The sequence below is a fragment of the Bacillus sp. FJAT-27225 genome, assembly GCF_001685025.1.
Lineage (GTDB): Bacteria > Bacillota > Bacilli > Bacillales > Cytobacillaceae > Bacillus_D.
The window spans coordinates 547,545-565,780 of the sequence record NZ_MAYU01000012.1 but is presented as its reverse complement, the minus strand read 5'-3'; the positions used below and the strand labels follow the sequence as shown (position 1 = coordinate 565,780).

The 18,236-nt window shown below is 45.0% G+C and carries 24 protein-coding genes; 13 read left to right on the top strand and 11 right to left on the bottom strand.

Annotation, left to right across the window (positions count from 1 at the left end; translation table 11 throughout):
- The first annotated feature begins 449 nt into the window (after positions 1-449).
- From A8F94_RS10190 to A8F94_RS10160, 7 genes are all read left to right on the top strand, one after another.
- A complete protein-coding gene (locus tag A8F94_RS10190) occupies positions 450-1,715 on the top strand; it encodes an ABC transporter substrate-binding protein (RefSeq protein ID WP_066199283.1) in 1,266 nt (421 codons plus the stop codon).
- Positions 1,716-1,942: 227 nt separating this feature from the next.
- Positions 1,943-2,758 (top strand): alpha/beta fold hydrolase, encoded by an 816-nt coding sequence (locus tag A8F94_RS10185; protein WP_066199280.1) that lies wholly within the window; start codon positions 1,943-1,945, stop codon positions 2,756-2,758.
- An 81-nt stretch (positions 2,759-2,839) separates the two neighbouring features.
- A complete protein-coding gene (locus A8F94_RS10180) occupies positions 2,840-3,889 on the top strand; it encodes a 3-oxoacyl-ACP synthase (protein ID WP_066199277.1) in 1,050 nt (349 codons plus the stop codon).
- Positions 3,867-5,204: an acetyl-CoA hydrolase/transferase family protein gene (locus A8F94_RS10175; RefSeq protein WP_066199274.1), complete on the top strand. Its 1,338-nt coding sequence runs from the start codon at positions 3,867-3,869 to the stop codon at positions 5,202-5,204. The genes A8F94_RS10180 and A8F94_RS10175 overlap by 23 nt, the downstream gene beginning before the upstream one ends.
- A gap of 158 nt (positions 5,205-5,362) precedes the next feature.
- Positions 5,363-5,773: a MaoC family dehydratase gene (locus A8F94_RS10170; RefSeq protein ID WP_066199271.1), complete on the top strand. Its 411-nt coding sequence runs from the start codon at positions 5,363-5,365 to the stop codon at positions 5,771-5,773.
- A 53-nt stretch (positions 5,774-5,826) separates the two neighbouring features.
- Complete coding sequence (fabV, locus tag A8F94_RS10165) at positions 5,827-7,020, top strand: enoyl-ACP reductase FabV (RefSeq protein WP_066199268.1); 1,194 nt, start codon at positions 5,827-5,829, stop codon at positions 7,018-7,020.
- A 507-nt stretch (positions 7,021-7,527) separates the two neighbouring features.
- Entirely contained in the window at positions 7,528-7,809 is a 282-nt protein-coding gene (locus tag A8F94_RS10160) for a hypothetical protein (RefSeq protein WP_066199264.1), read from the top strand.
- Positions 7,810-7,856: 47 nt separating this feature from the next.
- On the opposite strand, the gene arr is transcribed toward A8F94_RS10160, so the two are convergent.
- The 6 genes from arr to A8F94_RS24975 all read right to left on the bottom strand — a co-directional run bounded on the left by arr (position 7,857) and on the right by A8F94_RS24975 (position 10,182).
- Positions 7,857-8,273, bottom strand: coding sequence for an NAD(+)--rifampin ADP-ribosyltransferase (arr, locus tag A8F94_RS10155; RefSeq protein ID WP_066199261.1), 417 nt, complete (start codon positions 8,271-8,273; stop codon positions 7,857-7,859).
- Positions 8,274-8,504: 231 nt separating this feature from the next.
- Positions 8,505-8,843: a spore coat protein gene (locus tag A8F94_RS10150; protein WP_066199258.1), complete on the bottom strand. Its 339-nt coding sequence runs from the start codon at positions 8,841-8,843 to the stop codon at positions 8,505-8,507.
- Positions 8,844-8,852: 9 nt separating this feature from the next.
- Positions 8,853-9,131 carry a hypothetical protein gene (locus tag A8F94_RS10145; RefSeq protein ID WP_066199255.1) on the bottom strand — a complete coding sequence of 93 codons (279 nt, stop codon included), beginning with the start codon at positions 9,129-9,131 and terminating at the stop codon, positions 8,853-8,855.
- 233 nt (positions 9,132-9,364) lie between these two features.
- Positions 9,365-9,628: a cysteine-rich CWC family protein gene (locus A8F94_RS24980; RefSeq protein WP_077247647.1), complete on the bottom strand. Its 264-nt coding sequence runs from the start codon at positions 9,626-9,628 to the stop codon at positions 9,365-9,367.
- A 132-nt stretch (positions 9,629-9,760) separates the two neighbouring features.
- A complete protein-coding gene (locus A8F94_RS10140) occupies positions 9,761-10,015 on the bottom strand; it encodes a hypothetical protein (RefSeq protein WP_139070063.1) in 255 nt (84 codons plus the stop codon).
- Between the two features lie 32 nt (positions 10,016-10,047).
- Complete coding sequence (locus A8F94_RS24975; protein ID WP_077247646.1) at positions 10,048-10,182, bottom strand: YuzL family protein; 135 nt, start codon at positions 10,180-10,182, stop codon at positions 10,048-10,050.
- Between the two features lie 324 nt (positions 10,183-10,506).
- Between A8F94_RS24975 and A8F94_RS10130 the strand changes: the two genes are divergently transcribed.
- A complete protein-coding gene (locus A8F94_RS10130) occupies positions 10,507-11,445 on the top strand; it encodes a DMT family transporter (RefSeq protein ID WP_066199248.1) in 939 nt (312 codons plus the stop codon).
- A gap of 322 nt (positions 11,446-11,767) precedes the next feature.
- Here the strand turns inward: A8F94_RS10130 and A8F94_RS10125 are convergent, their stop codons facing one another.
- Complete coding sequence (locus tag A8F94_RS10125) at positions 11,768-11,956, bottom strand: aspartyl-phosphate phosphatase Spo0E family protein (RefSeq protein WP_066199245.1); 189 nt, start codon at positions 11,954-11,956, stop codon at positions 11,768-11,770.
- Positions 11,957-12,615: 659 nt separating this feature from the next.
- Here A8F94_RS10125 and A8F94_RS10120 point away from each other — a divergent pair.
- The 3 genes from A8F94_RS10120 to A8F94_RS10105 all read left to right on the top strand — a co-directional run bounded on the left by A8F94_RS10120 (position 12,616) and on the right by A8F94_RS10105 (position 14,188).
- Positions 12,616-12,969: a hypothetical protein gene (locus A8F94_RS10120; RefSeq protein ID WP_066199238.1), complete on the top strand. Its 354-nt coding sequence runs from the start codon at positions 12,616-12,618 to the stop codon at positions 12,967-12,969.
- A 315-nt stretch (positions 12,970-13,284) separates the two neighbouring features.
- On the top strand, positions 13,285-13,728 hold the full coding sequence (locus A8F94_RS10110) for an SMI1/KNR4 family protein (RefSeq protein WP_066199230.1): 444 nt from the start codon (positions 13,285-13,287) through the stop codon (positions 13,726-13,728).
- Between the two features lie 46 nt (positions 13,729-13,774).
- A complete protein-coding gene (locus A8F94_RS10105) occupies positions 13,775-14,188 on the top strand; it encodes a hypothetical protein (protein ID WP_066199226.1) in 414 nt (137 codons plus the stop codon).
- A gap of 212 nt (positions 14,189-14,400) precedes the next feature.
- On the opposite strand, the gene A8F94_RS10100 is transcribed toward A8F94_RS10105, so the two are convergent.
- Positions 14,401-14,667: a hypothetical protein gene (locus A8F94_RS10100; RefSeq protein ID WP_066199224.1), complete on the bottom strand. Its 267-nt coding sequence runs from the start codon at positions 14,665-14,667 to the stop codon at positions 14,401-14,403.
- Positions 14,668-14,783: 116 nt separating this feature from the next.
- Here A8F94_RS10100 and A8F94_RS10095 point away from each other — a divergent pair, with 116 nt between their 5' ends.
- Both A8F94_RS10095 and A8F94_RS10090 read left to right on the top strand, forming a co-directional pair.
- A complete protein-coding gene (locus tag A8F94_RS10095; protein WP_066199222.1) occupies positions 14,784-15,218 on the top strand; it encodes a hypothetical protein in 435 nt (144 codons plus the stop codon).
- A 79-nt stretch (positions 15,219-15,297) separates the two neighbouring features.
- Positions 15,298-15,705 (top strand): hypothetical protein, encoded by a 408-nt coding sequence (locus A8F94_RS10090; RefSeq protein ID WP_254660830.1) that lies wholly within the window; start codon positions 15,298-15,300, stop codon positions 15,703-15,705.
- 23 nt (positions 15,706-15,728) lie between these two features.
- On the opposite strand, the gene A8F94_RS10085 is transcribed toward A8F94_RS10090, so the two are convergent.
- The 3 genes from A8F94_RS10085 to A8F94_RS10075 all read right to left on the bottom strand — a co-directional run bounded on the left by A8F94_RS10085 (position 15,729) and on the right by A8F94_RS10075 (position 17,964).
- A complete protein-coding gene (locus A8F94_RS10085; protein WP_066199216.1) occupies positions 15,729-16,370 on the bottom strand; it encodes a hypothetical protein in 642 nt (213 codons plus the stop codon).
- Between the two features lie 267 nt (positions 16,371-16,637).
- Entirely contained in the window at positions 16,638-17,453 is an 816-nt protein-coding gene (locus A8F94_RS10080; protein ID WP_066199213.1) for a hypothetical protein, read from the bottom strand.
- Positions 17,407-17,964 (bottom strand): sigma-70 family RNA polymerase sigma factor, encoded by a 558-nt coding sequence (locus tag A8F94_RS10075; protein WP_077247645.1) that lies wholly within the window; start codon positions 17,962-17,964, stop codon positions 17,407-17,409. Before A8F94_RS10075 ends, A8F94_RS10080 begins: the two co-directional genes overlap by 47 nt.
- Positions 17,965-18,236: the final 272 nt, after the last annotated feature.

The following is an 18,236-nucleotide window of genomic DNA, read 5'->3' as shown; positions in this document are numbered from 1 at the left end:
ATTTCCCGGGTTCCTGACTCTTATCAGGTTATTGGACACGTTTCAGTAGTTTTCGAGGTTCGAAATGTTTCCAATACATCGTCTTGGGCACATTTCACCGAGTTTCTAGGTTCAAAACGATGCCAATAGACCGTCTTGGCACCGTTTCGCGATAGTTTGAGCTCTGAAATGTCGCCAATAACCCGTCTTGGACACACTGTGCAGAGTCCGGCGCTTCAAACCGAGTTTAGAGACATTTTACATGGTGGCGAGACCAAACCAATTCTGCTCATGTTTCACAAAGGTCTGAGCTTCAAAACATCACCAATAGTCCGTCGGACCAATTTCGCAACAAGTCCAAATCTAAAACCGCACCATCCCCAGCAATCTCGTACACTTACAAACGGCATTCCCCAGGCCACACCAGCCTGGATGCAAATACAAAAACCATAAAAAGGGAGATCAACGTCATGAGAAAATTTTGGCAAAGAGGTTCGTTAGTCGCTTTGGTTTTTATCCTCCTGTTTTCACTCGCAGCATGCTCAGGCGGCACCACGTCCACCAGCAGCGGCAAGGAAAAGGAAAAAGAGAAAGAGAAAGAGAAAGTGGAATTGGCACAGGGCGTGACTGACGACACAGTGAAAATCGGCACCATCGGCGTTCAATCCGGTACATTGGCTTTCATCGGTACTCCGTACTTCGAGGGCATGGAAGCGTATTTGAAAAAAGTAAATGACGAAGGCGGAGTCAACGGCCGCAAAATCGAACTGCTCAAGAAAGACGACGAATTCAAGCCAGACAAAGCCGTTCAGGCAATGGAAGAGCTTGTCTATGATGATGAAGTATTCGCAATCGTTGGCCAGCTTGGAACACCAGGCGTTATGGCGACTGAAAGCATTGTAAAAGACGAAGGCATTCCGGCTGTATACTTCGGTTCTGGTGCGAAGCAGCTGACAAAATCCGGCGAAAACTTCTTCCCGGTCCAGCCGAACTATTTTTACGAAGGCAAGCTGAAAGCGAAATATGCGGTTGAAAAATTTAATGCTAAGAACGTAGTTGTTATTTACCAAAACGATGATACTGGCCGCGACGGCCTTGAAGGGTTCCAAGATGGCCTGAAAGCACTTGGCAAGGAAGACATACTGAAGAATGAAGGCAAATTGGCGGTCAGCGCTGCCGACACAGACTTTACTGTACCTGTCCAAAAAGCAAAAGCTCTTAACCCTGATGTCGTCATCGTCTATGCTCTCGCTGGCGCAACAACCGGGATCCTGAAGGAATTCGAAAAAGTAAACTTCAATGTTCCAATGATCACAACTTATTCAAACGCTGATGCATCATTCCTTGCACTTGCTGCACCAGGCGCTCCAAATGTCATCAAGAACCTGTATGTAATGGGCTGGGTTGAAGCAGATGAAGCAAAACTGAAGCCATTGATGGATGCAATGGCTAAGTACTTCCCAAATCAAAAGGTTATTAACGCGTACACAATGGCTGGCTGGGTTGCAGCTGAAACATTTGTGGCAGGACTGAAAGCCGCTGGCGACAACCTGTCATGGGAAGGCTATGTTGAAGCAATGAACGGCATGACCTTTACTGATGGCCTTGCTCCTGAAATCAGCTATAAAGACGGCAAGCGTGAAGGTGTAACGAAGATGGCGCTTAGCAAGGTTGACCAGGATGCAAACGGCAGCTTCATCTTTAAACTTGAAACCGAGTACATGGAATTCGAATAATATTCTGGAAAAAGTGGATTCCTAAATGCCGCTCCCCCTGGCATTTAGGAGTCCCTTCTTCAAATAGGAAGCAAAATGTAGCAGTTTCCGGCAGTGTACGGAAATCCGACACCCTTCCGGACAGCAAAACGCGCCTGTAGTGTCCTCATAGGCACTGAGCGTTGAAACAAGATTGCACTCTACGTTTCTATTTTTCTAGCATCTTCAAGAGAAGGGAGATCCGTTTTGTGACAAAAGTAAATGCGAATGGAATTGAATTTTACTATGAATTGCATGGAGAAGGCCCGCCTCTTGTGTTGCTGGAAGGGCTTGGCTACGCAAGCTGGATGTGGGCCCGCCAAGTCGAGGAGCTATCGAAACAGTTCCAGGTTGTCATTTTTGACAACAGAGGCGTCGGCTACACCGACAAACCTGATATGGAGTACTCTATTCAATTATTTGCGGAAGATACGGCCGCACTTCTAAAGGCCTTGAATATAGAAAAAGCACATATCCTCGGAGTCTCGATGGGCGGCTTCATCGCTCAGGAATTAGCGATTTGCCATCCGGAAATGGTCGACAAGCTCATCTTGTGCAGCACCTCATTCGGAGGGACAAACAGCATTCCGATCCCGAAGGAGACGCTCGAAATCATGCTGCAGGGCGCAAGCAAGGGCAGTGACCCGGAGCGTGCTCGCTACGCGGTTTCCACCGCATTGAACTTGGAAACAGTCGAGCAGAACCAGGACATTCTCGATTTTATCATCGCTGAGCAAAAGAAAAACCCGCAGCCGAAGGAAGCCTACCAGCGCCAGCTGTTCGCCGGGGCATCGTTCAACGCCGAAGACCGCGTCCAGACGATTTCCGCCGAAACGCTGATTATCGCTGGCAGCGGAGACCGGGTCGTTCCTTACGAGAATGCGCGGCTTCTTAATGAGCAAATTGCCGGGTCACGCGTTGCCATCATTGAACAAACCGGGCATCTGTTTTTCATGGAAGCACCCGAAGAAACAAATCAACTAATCATCAACTTCCTGAACGAAAGGCTTTGTGTGGATAATTGACCGCACGTAAAATTGGCTCCGCAACTCAATTGTAACTGCAGTTTTTTAAACTATAAAAAATCCTCAAAGGAGGAGATAGACGTGACAAAAACACATGTTGGAATATTGGGGACTGGCATTTATATCCCCACTCCAAGAATGACCGCGAAGGAAATAGCCGAAGCAACAAATGGCGTCTGGACAGAGGAAGCAATAGTCAACAAACTCGGCATCAAGGAAAAGCCGATCCCTGGCGAAAATGACGGAACCCAGGAAATGGGCGTGCAAGCCGGTCTTGCTGCCATTAAAAACACAGGAATTGACCCGAAAGAAATCGACCTGGTTATCTCGATTGGCGAGGAGTGGAAAGAGTACCCGCTGACCACTTCAGCCATCTATATCCAGGAAAAAATCGGTGCGACCAATGCGTGGGGCATCGACCTCCAACAGCGCTGCTGTACAACCGTTTCAGCGATGAAAATTGCCAAGGACATGATGATGTCTGATCCTGACCTGAACACCGTCATGATTGTCGGTGGCTACCGGAACGGCGATTTCGTTGACTACACCGACAGGGCGATGTCAATGATGTATAACCTGGCAGCCGGAGGCGGGGCGATTATTTTGAAAAAGAACCTCGGCCGCAACATCCTGCTCGGCTCGCACATCATGACCGACGGATCGATGGCGCGTGATGCAGGCGTCGAGTACGGAGGCACTGAAAAACCGATTACGCCTGAAAACTACGAAGAAGCCTATAAATCTCTAAGGCTATTTGACGAAAAGCATATGAAGGACCGCCTGAACGAAGTTTCGATGCCAAACTGGTTCCAGTGCATCGGCCGGGCTTTTGAGAAATCCGGCGTTGCCAAGGAAGAACTCGGCTACCTGGCTGTCCTGCACTTCAAATACTCGATGCACAAATTCATGCTTGAAACGCTTGGGCTGACCGAAGAGCAGACCATCTATTTGAGCGAATACGGCCATCTTGGGCAAATCGACCAGATTCTCTCCTTGCATCTCGCACTTGAGCAAGGCAAGGTCGAGGACGGAACCGTCATCTCAATGATTTCCGCGGGAATCGGCTATGCGTGGGCTGCAAATGTCATCAAATGGGGGCCGATTGATCATGGCGACACTCACATCCAATAAATACAGCGACCTTTATTTTGCTAAAAAAATATCCGTCGAAAAAGCGCTCAGCTTTGTGAAAAGCGGCGACCACATCGTCTCCGGGCTCGCCGCAGCCGAACCGCGCAGCTTCCTGTCCAAGCTGCACAAATTGCCCGAGCATATTGAAGGCATCAGGGTCTCAACCTGCCTGCCGATCCTTGAATATCCTTATTTCAGCGCCACCGACTACAAGGAACGCTTCCTGATGGAAGGCTGGTTTTACATGCCGGCCGTCCGGAAAATGCACGAGGCCGGGACGGTTTCCTACATCCCGAACCACTTGCATTTTGCCGGGAAAAGGCGCCATGACCACCGCCACGTCAATATTTTCGCTGGTGTGGCTTCACCGATGGATGAGCATGGCTACCTGTCGCTTAGCCTCAGTGCTACTTATGAAAAAGAACTTGCTGAAGTCGCCGACCTGGTAATTCTTGAAGTGAATCCAAACATGCCGCGTACGTTCGGGGATACAACAATTCATATTTCGGAAATCGACTATCTAATCGAAGCAAACTACGAGGTTCCGCTGTTCCCATCCCCGGAACCGAATGAGAAGGACCGGATCATCGGCAGGCAAATCGCCGGCCTGATTGAGGACGGTTCAACGATTCAGCTTGGCATCGGCGGCATCCCAAACGCAGTTGCCTACGAGCTGAAGAGCAAGAAGGACCTTGGCATCCACACCGAAATGTTCACAGACGGCATGGTTGACCTTTTTGAAGCAGGCGCCGTTACTGGGAAAAAGAAAACCCTTCACCCTGGAAAAATGGTCGCCACCTTCGCACTCGGTACGAAAAAGCTGTACGATTTTATCAACAACAACCCGGGTGTCCTGATCCTAAACGGCAGCTACGTCAACGACCCGTACGTAATTGGACAAAACCATAAAATGATTTCGATCAACACAACACTCGAAATTGACCTGACCGGCCAATGCTGCTCGGAGTCGATCGGCCACCGCCAATTCAGCGGCACCGGCGGCCAGGCAGACACTGCAATCGGCGCTCAGTTGTCGGCTGGTGGAAAATCATTCATCGCCTTGTACTCGACAGCCAACGTCCGCGTCCCGGGATCAAGTGAACGCAAGACCATCTCAAAAATCGTCCCGAGGCTGACCCAGGGAGCAGTCGTCTCGCTATCCCGAAACGACGTCGACTACGTCGTCACCGAATACGGAGTGGCTCACCTGACCGGCACATCCATCCGCGAGCGCGTCGACATGCTCATCTCGATCGCTCACCCCGACTTCCGGGATCAGTTGAGGGAAGAAGCCCGCAGCCTTATGCTCTGGTAAAGGGCGTTTGGTGAATGGTCGTCAGGTAATTTGAATAAAAACTAAATAAGAGACGGGCGGAAAGTATGTACTTTTTGCAAACTCCCTTTCTAGCTGTCTCTTATTTTAGTAAGATATCTTGTGAAATAGTGAGCAAACTTAATGAGGAGGCAACCATCATGGCAATTAAGATTGGCGACAAAGCTTCAATGGCAAAAACAGTGACAGAAAGCGATGTCTATCTGTTCGCCGGCATCACCGGCGACCTGAACCCGGCGCATGTGAATGAACAATACGCACAAGGCACGCCGTTCAAAACAAGGATTGCACATGGAATGCTGAGCGGCGGCTTCATATCTGCCGTGCTCGCAATGAAACTCCCAGGTCCGGGCACCATCTACCTGAGCCAGGAAATGAAATTCACAAAGCCCGTCTTCATCGGGGACACCATCACCGCAGAAGTCGAGGCCATTGAATTTATCGACAAAGGCAAGTTCAAAATCTTAGAGCTAGCAACCACCTGCTACAACCAGCACGGAGACGTCGTTCTTGAAGGCAGGGCGAAGGTCATCCCGCCGAAAGCCGAATGAAGGTCATCACCGCAGCAAAGTAAAATCTACTTTTTAAAAAGGAGACATGACAAATGATCATAGAAGCAAAATTAAAAGGCAATGTTTCAAGGGCAGCCCATCCAATCGGCTGCAAGGCCGCGCTGCAAAAACAAATCGACTATATAAAAGGGCAGCCTCGCTTTGATGGCCCAAAAAAGGTGCTCATCCTCGGTGCATCTTCCAGCTATGGACTCGCATCCCGCGTTGTCACGGCGTTTGGGACAGGCGCAGACACAATAGGTGTTTCTTTTGAAAAAGGCATTACCGACGATCGGTTAGCGACCGCGGGCTGGTGGAACAACATTTTTTTCAAAGAAGAAGCCGAGAAGGAAGGCCTGATTGCGAAAAACTTCATTGGCGATGCGTTTTCAAATGAAATGAAAGAAGCCGTCATTGAGTATGTAAAAAATGAATTTGGCGGAAAAATCGATCTGCTCGTTTACAGTCTCGCCTCGGGGATGCGGAAGGATCCTGATACAGGAATCACCTACCGTTCCGTCATCAAACCAATCGGCGAAACTGTCTCTGGAACGAACATCAATCTCGAAACCGGCGAGCTCTATGAGCAGGTAATCGAGCCGGCAACGGAAGAGGAAATTGAAAACACCGTCAAGGTAATGGGCGGCGAGGACTGGGAGTGCTGGATTCATGCACTGAACGAAGCGGGCGTCCTTACGGAAGGCTTCAAAACAACTTTATATTCCTATATCGGGCCGGAAGTCACCCAGGCATTCTACGGAGCAGGCACGCTCGGCCGCGCAAAGCGTCATGCCGAAGACACCGCCAATACGCTCAATGAAATCCTTTATGAAAGAATCGGTGGGGAAGCCGTAATCTGCGTCAGTAAAGCCGTCACCACCAAGGCAAGCGCAGTCATCCCAACCTTCCCGATCTATGCATCAACACTGTACAAGGTCATGCTCGAAAAAGGCCTGCACGAAACGCCAATCATGCACAAATACCGTTTCTTCACCGACATGTTTTACGGAAATGCCCGCGAACTGGACGGCGAGCGCCGCATCCGCCCAGATTACTGGGAGCTTCGCGACGACGTCCAGCAGGAAGTCACCGCGATCATGGCCGAGGTCAACCAGGACAATATTCACAACCTTACAGCCATTGACCTTTTTAAAAAAGAATTCATGGAACTGAACGGCTTCGAGATTGAAGGTGTTGACTATGACGAGGAACTGGATATCGATGCTTTGAAAAAATTGCAGCCATAGGGTTAATGTTTGAGGCGGGCCCAATCATACAGCGGACCCTTCAGTCGTTATGGAAAGGGTCCTTTTTGTGTGCTTATGGTCAGCTTATACCGGGTGGAAGGTGCCATCATAACTAGTTAATTGACTACAATTACAGGCATGATTTTCATGTATTACTAGTGAAATTTTAAATGTATAGCAATTAATGGCTACTAGGCATCACTAGTATACCTTCAAGCCCTACTAGTTAGCCTTCAAGCTGTACTAGTTATTTTCATGCTTCTCGTTAACTGAAATAACCAGAAATGATAGCTCTATTTTACTAGTAACTCACCCTGAACATAAAAAATCACCATGTGCCAACTGCACTCTTTTATCAAGTTTTTAAAGAGCAACTACAGCATTCGAATACATTTCACCAAAATTCCTTTTCCACAGATCCGGAGCTTAAAATAAATACTTATAACCACCTTTATATGGTAAAATTCCGTTATAAAGTCGATGCCACTTGCCCCTAGGAGGGACCTGATGGAGAACAAAGCTAAACCCGAAAAAATGACTAAACAGTTGCGCGTTGCCAGTAATGTCTTAGGCGTAATTGGAGTAGCGGTCTATGTTTTTGTAACCATCAACTATGGTACATATTCCAAGTACAGAAGCATCGCAATGCTACTTTTTATGGCTGCCCTGACTTGTTCATGTTACAGTGCATTCCTTCAGAATAAGGTCACTAAAAATGTAGTCACTGCCTATATCATTCTATTGGGTGCCTTTCTGCTTCTCCTTTTAGTCGAATTGGCTTGGTCTTAATACAATATGGACCGTAAAAGCCCCTGGTGGTCCTGCAATTTTTAGGATTAATCGTCTATTACAGCTTTTCCTTGTTCACGTAACTTTTTTAAAGATGCAAGCATATGATTTATTTGTTCATCAGAATGTCTTTCCCATGAACTTAATTCTGCTATAATCTTCAAAGGATATTTAGACCTATAAGACCGTGTTGGGTTTCCAGGAAATCTTTTGTCAGTTAAATTCGGATCATTTTCAAAATCACCTAATGGCTCTACAATGAAAATTCTTTCTTTTGCTTTAGATGTCGCTAATTCAGCACCCCATTTAGCAGCATCTAATGTTGCGGTAAAGTATATATAGTTAGATTTTTTATCTTGGTAATTTGATAAGTGTTGTGGTTCTAATAAATCTCCAATTTTTAAATCTGCTTTAGTACCATGAAAAAATGGACCTTTATCTAAGACATCTTTTTTGTCATTCATACTGATACACCTCTTCTCTTGGATTTGTAAATAACAGTATAGTATAGGAATTACAAAAAGAGCAGTCTATAAATTGTTTATAATAAGATGTATAATATAAGTAGAGGAATGATTAAAAAACCACAAGAAAAAGGCAGCGAAATGGCTGCCTATTTTTATTGGGATTTTATGTGCTAAATCCTCCAAAACGGAACCCGTTACACCCAAAGAGGACTTCTCGTTTTTAAACTATTACTGCATCTGCCCGCCGCCGTGATTCGGCAGTTGGTTCCGGTACCCCTCAAACTGCTGGGCTTTTTGCTGAAGTGTCTGGTTCTGAGCTGGCTCCACCTTATACCAGCCTTCCTGGAACATGACATTGTACAAATGGCGCTGACAATTCTGAGTCTCGTTGAAAATCTCGAGTACATCGTTGTACAAGCCTGAATGGCTGGCTTCATTCAGAAACACATTGTATCCATCTTTCAAATACTTCTCCGTAGACAGCAAATCATTGATAAAATCGCGGTCATTCATCGATGGATTCTTCTCAACCTTTGTGGCTGGATTAGAAATCGAATTATTCATCATGTGCACCTCCTATTGCTGCATATACTGCTGCGGATTTTGATTCTCATGCGCACTCAAATGGCCAAGGATCTTCTCATAGTGGCGCTCATGCATCTCGCACACTTTCTCCGCCTCGGCACGCATCGCTTCAATCTGGCAATGCTGTGCGAAAAAATGTGCCTTCTTTGCTGCATTCAAATTCCATGTCAGCATATCCGTCAAATACAGTGCATCCTTCCCCGACAAAACATTCGGCGGCTGCTGCATATATTGCTGCTGACCTTGCGTACCCTGATTCTGTTGCTGCATAACAAAACCTCCCAACAAAAATTCCTGCACCCTTAACATCCCCAAAACACTCCGCCTTATACCATGTGCAGCAAACGAGGTTCACGGGAACAGAACCAAGAGTGACGGTTCTTTTGGTCACAGCAAATTAAGGAGACCGAAGAGGCGGAAATCCTTTGGACAAACTAAAACAATCCGAGATATAAACAAAAACTATAATCCCATTTCTTACTCAAAAAGAAAAACGCAGGGACTCATCGCCCCTGCGCCTCAAGCTCTTCCTTAAATTTATGTAAACAGCTTTTGCAAATACAATCCTTCCGCAAACTTTCCGGAGGCACCAAATCAAAAATGCCTTGTGGAAACTCCTCAAGCGCACACCAGCACGGCACCTTCTCCCCAGCCGTACATCCATTTTCTCCTCCGCAAATCGGACAACGTTTACCAGACACACCATCACTCTCCCCAATCCGTCTACCTCCATTGTACAGCAAACAGCCAGTCCAAGAATTGAGCATTTAGTGATATGATGAAAGAAAAACGAAAGGTGTACTTTTATGAGAAAACTCCCAATTATTCTTGCGATAATCGGTTTGGCAACGATTATCTATGCCTTCACAACAGAAGGAATCTACCGCGCGCTTCTTCAATTAGCCGCCCAAATCTTGATCGGTGCCGCTCTCCTTGTCCTCGCGCCACGATTCAAAAACCAGCTCCCAAACGGTATATACTATACTTTCTTTACATTCATCGTCATCATTTTCCTCATGATGATTTACCTCTTCATCGACATGTTCATCCGCTACTGATGCAAAGGTGGATGGCTCTCCTTTGCCGGCGAAATAGAGCTCCCCAAGGGGGATTTGCCAGCAGCACGGGGCAGCAGCAACATTTCCTTGCCACACAAAAAGGGCACCCACCGAGGGCGCCCCTAACATTAATGCTTTTTGAACTGATTATTTTGGCTGTTTACTTTATTCTTGCGGTGCCGAATATTGTGCGGTCCCGCATTGCCCTTCACACTCGCCGCGCTGACTCCCGCATCCGACGGATCCTTCTTCAGCTTCGCCATCAAAAATCACCCCGTTACTTAGCGTACCCATTCTTTATTGAAAAACCTCGGCCAGTTTCCCATCATTCTGCGTCAACGATTGGTACAGACGATAACTGGTTTCTAATAGGTGTTCCCTCTGAGCAAAAAATATCCGGCCAAATATGGCCGGGCAGGGGTTTGTTTCGAGTCAAAGGGGGGAGGGTAGAAAAGTTGGAGGACTTTTCATAATTCCAGAGTAACGAATAAATATAAACCCAAACTAAAAAAATCATTAACGTTTTCTTAAATCAACATCGTAAGTTGGGGGGAAGTCTCCCCGGAAACAGAAGTGAGTGGTGAAACATGAAAAAAGCAACCTATCTCGGCTATATGAGCGCGACGCTGAACGCGCTGATTGTCGGACTTTCCTTTCTTTTTACAAAACAGGCAGTCGAAGCGTCGAGCCCTCTCGATACGCTGGCATTCCGATTCACGGCTGCGTTCCTGGCCGTCAGTTTCCTTATGGCTATAAAAGTCATCAAAACCGATTTCGGCCGCTTCCGCCAATACTTGAGGGTCCTGCCGTTAACACTGTTATACCCAACGTCATTCTTCATCTTTCAGGCGTACGGCCTTGAAACGATCTCGTCATCGGAAGCAGGCATTCTTTCAGCAATTATCCCAATCCTTACGCTAATTCTCGCGTCGATCTTTTTAAGAGAGCGAACCAACTTGCTGCAAAAACTGTCCATCGTCATTTCGGTAGGAGGAGTGATCTTTATTTTCGTCATGAAAGGGAGCTCAATTTCTTTTGCCGACTGGAAGGGAATCATTTATATGATGCTGTCATGCCTGTCGATTGCCGGCTATACCGTCATGGCCCGAAAACTCACAAAGGAATACGACCCGATTGAAATTACCTACTTCATGCTGGGCGTCGGCTTCCTCATTTTTAACGTGATTGCAATTGGCCTGCACCTGTACAACGGCACCCTATCCAGTTTTGCCAAGCCGATGACCAATCCGGGCTACATCGTCGCGATTTTGTTCCTGGGCGTCCTCGCCTCGTTCCTGACGTCCCTGTTATCCAACTTCGCCATTTCAAAAATTCCCGCTTCAAGGATGAGCGTATTTGGAAACATGTCAACCGTCATTTCGATTGTCGCTGGCGCAGTCATCCTAAATGAGGATGTGTACTCGTATCACATCATTGGGTCCATCCTGATTATTGTTGGGGTACTTGGAACAAACTATTTTGGGGAAAAGAAAGAAGGAGACAAGCCGGAAAAAGATGCGGCGTAGTGTAGATTCTTATGAGGTGTGTTCAAACCTATTTATTTTTATGAGCACTTTTCAGGATTTATGCGCATATCTTAGAAGTTTATGCGCACTTTTCAGGAATTATGCGCACTTTTAGAAATTTACGCGTACTTTTCAAATTTTATGCGCACCGCCTTACTCCCTATCCACAATATAGGAGACCCGCCGGACAGTTTCTCCAACTCTATCCTTAAATTTATGTATCTTACCCGTAAATTTTGGGTGGTTTCCCGGAAGTTTATCGTTCCTATCCGCAAATTTACTCGTAACAAAAAGGCTCTTCCATTAAGTAATGGATAGAGCCTTATCTTATAGCTGGAGCCGCTGCCATCAATCGCTGGTATTGCAGGATGTAGCGATCCAGTTCATGGCTGAGCTTCAGTGTTTTTTCATGTGCAAAGCCAAACTGAGTACTCCTTACAATCAGTTCAGACCGCAAACACTCAATATTTTTTAATAGCTCTTTCGGGTCCATGTTAATGTGCCTTTCCATAAAAAACCTCCTCCGTAAAAATACAAAAAAAGTTCCGGCCCGAGAGCCGGAAAATTAAGGGGTTTGATGGTATCTCTCTATATATAATAAAAGGGGGAGTGAGTATGAAAAAGGTTGGGGTCCTTTTCACCACAAACTAAGCATACCGTACAAATATGAACAAATTATGACCAAACCTTTAATAATCAATAAAAAAAAGCAAGCCTCTTGCCGGTTCAGTCCATCCTGCAAAATCTCCACACATTATCCAGTATGTCTCGATCAAATTGTGAATAATCCACTCAGCATCCCACTTGGCTACACTTTCATCAATCCTTGTTTTTTTAAAGATGAGAGAACTAATCCGTAAGACCTTCAAGAGCGCTTTTTTGAAAAAATTGGTCTACGCTCCAAGCCCCCAGCTAATTCAAGTTTAGCTACGCCCCACATTATCCTAAAGAAGAATCCCAGTGGGGAAAAGGTGTAGGAGGCCCAACATATTTTGGAATAAAATGTAGACAGCAAACCCCAATTGGCTTTTTTTGCCTTTTGGGGTTTTTTCTTTTTGTAAAAACTAGTAAGCTATAAGTAAGTGAGCAAGTAGGTGTTGTTACATTTAAAAGAGCAAAATGCTACTAATTCTTACGGCAATAGAACGATCGAGGCCAGGAGGTGGATTAGTGGTAGGTCTTAAAGAAGGGAAGCAATGGCTGTTATCGATGTTAAAAGAATACCTTGATCCAGTCTGTGAATCTCAGAAGTTCAAACGATCCAAAAATTCTACCGTCTACAAAAGAAAGAGTGTATGTGCCACACAATACATAGAAATGAATATGTTTGTAAACCCAAAATATGCCCCCGATTCTATTACACATATATATCCATGGGTGCGAATTGGAATTCCAGAAGTCAATGCACACGTGACCAAAATGGTGGAGGACAAATTATTGCTTGCCAATGCTCCTGAACTGACCATTAGGCAGCCAATTGATACGTTACTGCCCAAGGAATACCAAAGCAGATGGCTGATTTAAGGAGAACAAGAAATAATAGAGTTAGGCAATGAAATCGGGGAAGTTTTTAGAAAGTGGGTTTTTGCTTTTCTGGATGATTATAGTTCAGCTAGCGGGATTGTTAACGGATATGAACAGCAAGATCAAAGGCCGTTGCCATCGGAAAAGTGGGTACTTTATATCACCGCTTCTTATATTGCTTTGGGGAAAGTCGAAAAAGCGGAGCAAACATTGAACGATAACTTTTCAAGGCCTGGATTAAAGAAAAAGTATGTCTCAGCGTTTAAATATGTTTCTAATCTAAAGAATTAAATCGGTTTCTTGGAGTTGAGTAGTATGAACTATAATGAGTTTCTTAAAATTGTTAATGAAGCCAGGGACAAACGACCAATATGGCTTGAATTAGAATCAGAACCTAAAGCCAAAGATTATCAAATTGAGAAGGCTGAAAAAGTACTGTCGCTTACCTTACCTGATGAATACAAAAGTTTTGTAAAGGATTTTGGTGGGGGCTACTTTGCCTTCACTACACTATTTTCAGTAAGTCCGGGCGATTGGAATATTGTCAGCTTAAATAAAGAATTAGGATTTATGAAAACGCATTCCTTTTTAGCGGTTTCTGATGTTGGGACAGGTGATTTCTTTGGGTTCTCAATTGAAAGAGGGGTTTGTGGTTCAAGGATCATGTTCTATGACCATGAGACAAATAAAGTTGAAGAAACGAACTATGAAAATTTGTTTGATTATCTTATAGAGGTTGGGTTAAATCAATCGGTTTAGTGCGAAACGAAAGTTAGTATATTAGCTAACGAAAGGGGCTATTTATTTGAGGAAAAAGTTAGAGGAGAAAATAATTGATCAAGGGTATCCAGATGCACCAACTGCTCCGATTATATCACTGGAAGACTTTTTTGAAGGAAATGAAGATGAAGGCTCGATTGGCTGCAATCTTTTAGAACACCCTGGCATTGAGGCTTTTTATAATGTGTTACTCGGAATTAGAAATAAGGAGAATGTTCAGGATGTGCTGGTGGAAATTATGGAGATTGAGGATGATGAGGACTATTGGGCATTCTCGGAAAGAATTTACATCCTCACTTCCGCTGAAATGTCAGAGGTAGAAGAATGGACCGAACAACTACAACCATCTGAAATTGATGAAGGTTATGCTTTTGGCAAGCCACCAGTTGCACCTGATCTAAAAGAGGGGTATAAGGTTTTCTCTATTTGGTGGGATTAATAAAGGGATAGTAGGCTATCCCTTTATACAAAATCACTGGTTGGTAAGGTATCCAAACCTTCTAATTGTAAAATTAACCCTCATGAGGTCTCCCTCAACTAGAAGAGGGCCATTTAATCTTCCGGATAATTTAATAGAATTCGGGTGCTAAAAATCAAAATAGATGTGAAGAACTACATAAGAAAAGACCTCATAATTATAGGTCGGGCAAGCTAACACATCTTCATTTCAGCTTTTGTTATCTCTCCATTATCGTCGTCAACATAGTCGGTTCCACTCGAGCAGTTTGCTTTGTCTTCCCATTTAACAATATACTCATTGTCCTGATGACTAACTGAAATGATTTTAACTTTCCCATGTTGTAATAACACAACTGATTTTGCTTCCTCTTTGGAGATTTTCGGCGGCACTGAGGAGTTGTTACAACCGCTCATTATTAAAAGTAGCGATAGAAAAAAAGCTGAAATTATTTGTTTCATCACTTTCCGCCCCCACATTTCATTTTGTACCAACATACTACTATTTTAGTGGATTATTCTTACAAAAGAAGAAGTTTCTTCACCAAGCCCGAAAAAAAACAAATAGAGGAGAGCCTATGAACGACATCCTTAAACTAAACGCAATCAGCATCTTGTACGCCTTCATCATTTTGATTCCAATCGAACTCATGTTGAACACATACCGTATCGACCGGCTTACTGGGATGGACAGCCAAACCGTCTCAACCATAACCGATATCGCCGGTTTAATCATTGCAATCGCAGGGGGCTTCCTTGCCTACTTTTTCTCGAAAAAATGGCTTGGCCAGCGGAAAATCCGCTTCTGGTCGATACTCCTTTGGCTGCCATATTTCGCTCTATTCCAATACATAATCGGTGCACTATTCCCAATTACACACGGAGGAGACGAAATCAGTGCGGGTGCCGGGCTCCTGGCATTAGGCGTCATGTTCCTTTTCCCACTCTACATTCTCTTCATCAACATCTGCGCAGAGGGGGGAGATTCTCATTTGCCAAAACAAAGTTCATGAGGCGGCATACTTATACTTTTTAGAGCCAGAGGTTTCTGGCGGACATGGTGAAAGAACAGTATATGGAACTGAAGAAGATGTGAAACGCGGAGGCATATCCGGAAAAGTGAAATTCCTGCATTATGAGTTTGATGGGTGGCTAGGGGACGAACTTGTAGAGTCAACTCCGGCTTTCATAGTGTCCAGCAGATTGGCAGAAGGGTTGAAACAAAGTGAATTTAAGGGTTTTACGTTGCAAGATTGCTTGGTAACTGCCTCAGACGAATTTGAAGAATTATATCCGGACATAGAGCTTCCAAACTTTGTTAGATTTATACCTCAAGGGACCGTGGAATTAGAGGGGGAACAATTTAAAAATTGGTCTGGACATGACTTTTGTCTTTCTGCAAAAGGGGAGCTCGTTGTAACTGAAAAAGCTTTGGCTTTTTTGAACAACTATTCAATTAACAACTGTGAGATAGTTGTTTTAGGCCATAGGGAAGACTAAAGCCCCCATGGCCTATTTTGGAATTATATTTCTTTCCTGCAAAACCCGTCGACCAGCTTCATGACATCCTTCAGCACATCAATCGACCCGATTGCATCTCCTTTGAGCTGCAAACTGTGTTCCGTGCCTTCAATTAAATGACAGTTCAAATGAGGCAGTTTCTGTAATTCTGAAAACCGTTCCTCGATAAAAATAGGATCTTCATCGCCAATCACAACCAACCCGTCATGGCCACTCGATGACATTACGTCAAAAACATGATCAGAATCAAGAAGCGGGGTTAGCCAGATTGCTCGAGCCGACTTAAACCGGTCATCCTTAAGCAAATAGCTCAACGCAATCGTTCCAATCGACTTGCCGATAATAGAAAACTCAGTATATGTAGACTCGCTCAGGACATAATCAAGCACCGCTCGAACATCACCCGAAAACTCCACACCACTTAAGGCTTTCATCTCATCTCGTGAATATTTATAATTCACTTGCAGCACATCATATCCCGCATCAAAATAAATCCCAGTTGCAAAATGCAACAGCGGAGCCTGCGCAGTATACCCCAAACCCGGCAGAACAATTGCCAGCCCAACCGCAGCCCCGTCCTGCTTAAATAACGTATACGCAATCTCCTTACCCCTCGAAACAGATGACCCATTCAAAATCTCCATCCAAATCCCCCCTAAAGAATTATATCCATTATAAACCAATTGGGGCGAATCTGGTTTGCCAAGAAGGAGGAATTTCAATAGTGCGCATAAATTCCAAAAACTACGCAAAAATGTAGGCCAACTAGGGACTGTTCTAGTTAGCCAACTACATAAAACCTTACAGCAAAGGGGTCTTGTTCTGTTTGCGGCCAAACTTCTAAATTGAAGTAGCGTAAGTGAAGCAACCTCCCAATATCCCGGCAAATGCTCAAGACAATTTAACTATCTTCACCTATGCTCCCCGGGTGTTGACCTTTCCCACCACGTGATCAGCCATTTACCATCAATATATTCAAACCATACCTCAACCATATAATCATCGCCATGCATATCAGAGTCGGTGACCTGCGTGAACCTGTAAGACGTTTCAGTCAGCTTAACGGTTTTATATGGGGCAGAGGGTACAATATAAAGTGGGCCTTCCTGAGGCAACAGGTACAATCCATCTGGCTTTTCTTTAAAATGGTGCTCTAAATTTCGTTCCAGCACATCCAGAACGGCATGATCCCCCAAATGCTCATATAGTTCCTGCTTTGTTTTAAAGCCAGGCAGCTTAAAATCAGGTTCAATCGCCGTCTCTACTATTGCATCAAGAGCTTTATCAAACTTTACCAGAAGCTCCATCAGATCAGGCGCAGGAACCGCATCGGGTACAGAAGAATCATTATCATCCGGAGTCACCACAACAGGAGATTTGTCTGGCTCTTCCTCAGTCTCACCTGACGGAATCTCTTCCTTGTCACTAGGCTCAACTTGATCCGGTTCATCCTCAGCAGTTTCCAGACCGGGATTGCCGCCGCCAGGCTGAATCACATTTGAATTTTTCAACCCAGGCATGACGACATATTGATACAGCCCTCCAAAAACCATCATTACAAGAGCCACACTCAATAACGATGGCAATAGCTTTTTTGAAAATGGGGTCCTCTTTTCCCCGGAACGGATAGACTGCATCACATTCTGCTTCATCTCAGCCGAGAATTCCCAATTGGCCAGTTCATCCTTGAACATTCTTTCTTTGGCTTCCTTCAATCTCTTCTCCATCCCAACCACTCCTCTCAGCCATTGATTTCCGCAGCAGTTCCTTTGCCTTAGAAGCTCGTGATTTCACAGTGTTCACGTTGACCCCGCATACCTCGCCAATTTCATTCATCGTCAACTCGTGGAAATAGGCAAGGATGATCACTTCCCTGTATTTCATAGGTAACCGGAGGACCTCCTCTATGAGCGCATCCCGCTTTGCTTTTTGTAAAAAATGTTCCTCTGGACCATGCTCCTGCCCCTTAATAAGACTGGAAACATACTCACTCGCCTGCACCCGCCGATAATGCCAGCTCTTCACATGGTCCTTACAGTGATTCACCGCCACGCGATACAGCCACGTCTGAAGAGACGAATCCCCCTTGAACGAATCCAACTGCTTATAGCATTTAATGAAAATTTCCTGTGCTAAATCTTCAGCAGTCGCGCGATTCCGGACAAACGAATACGCCAAATGCAGCACTTTCGTTCCATACCGTTCCATCAAGTCGGCAACTACTAAATCCTTCTCCAATCTATTCACCTCCAGGGAAGCAGGGACGGTTCTATGCTTCCTTACTTAGTAAATCGCTTTCTCTTACTCTTTAGACGAAAGCCGTTTGAAAACAGTTGGCATTTAAATGTACTAAAAATGAATCTCGATACATATCAGGTTATCTTGGCGTGAAACGACAGGGGAGCCCAACTAATCTGCTCTCCTAAGTCCTTGAATTCACTATAATCTATCCCTGCGGGTTCACAATGAAAAAGAGCAGCGAACTCACTCGCTGCTCTTTGAATATAAGC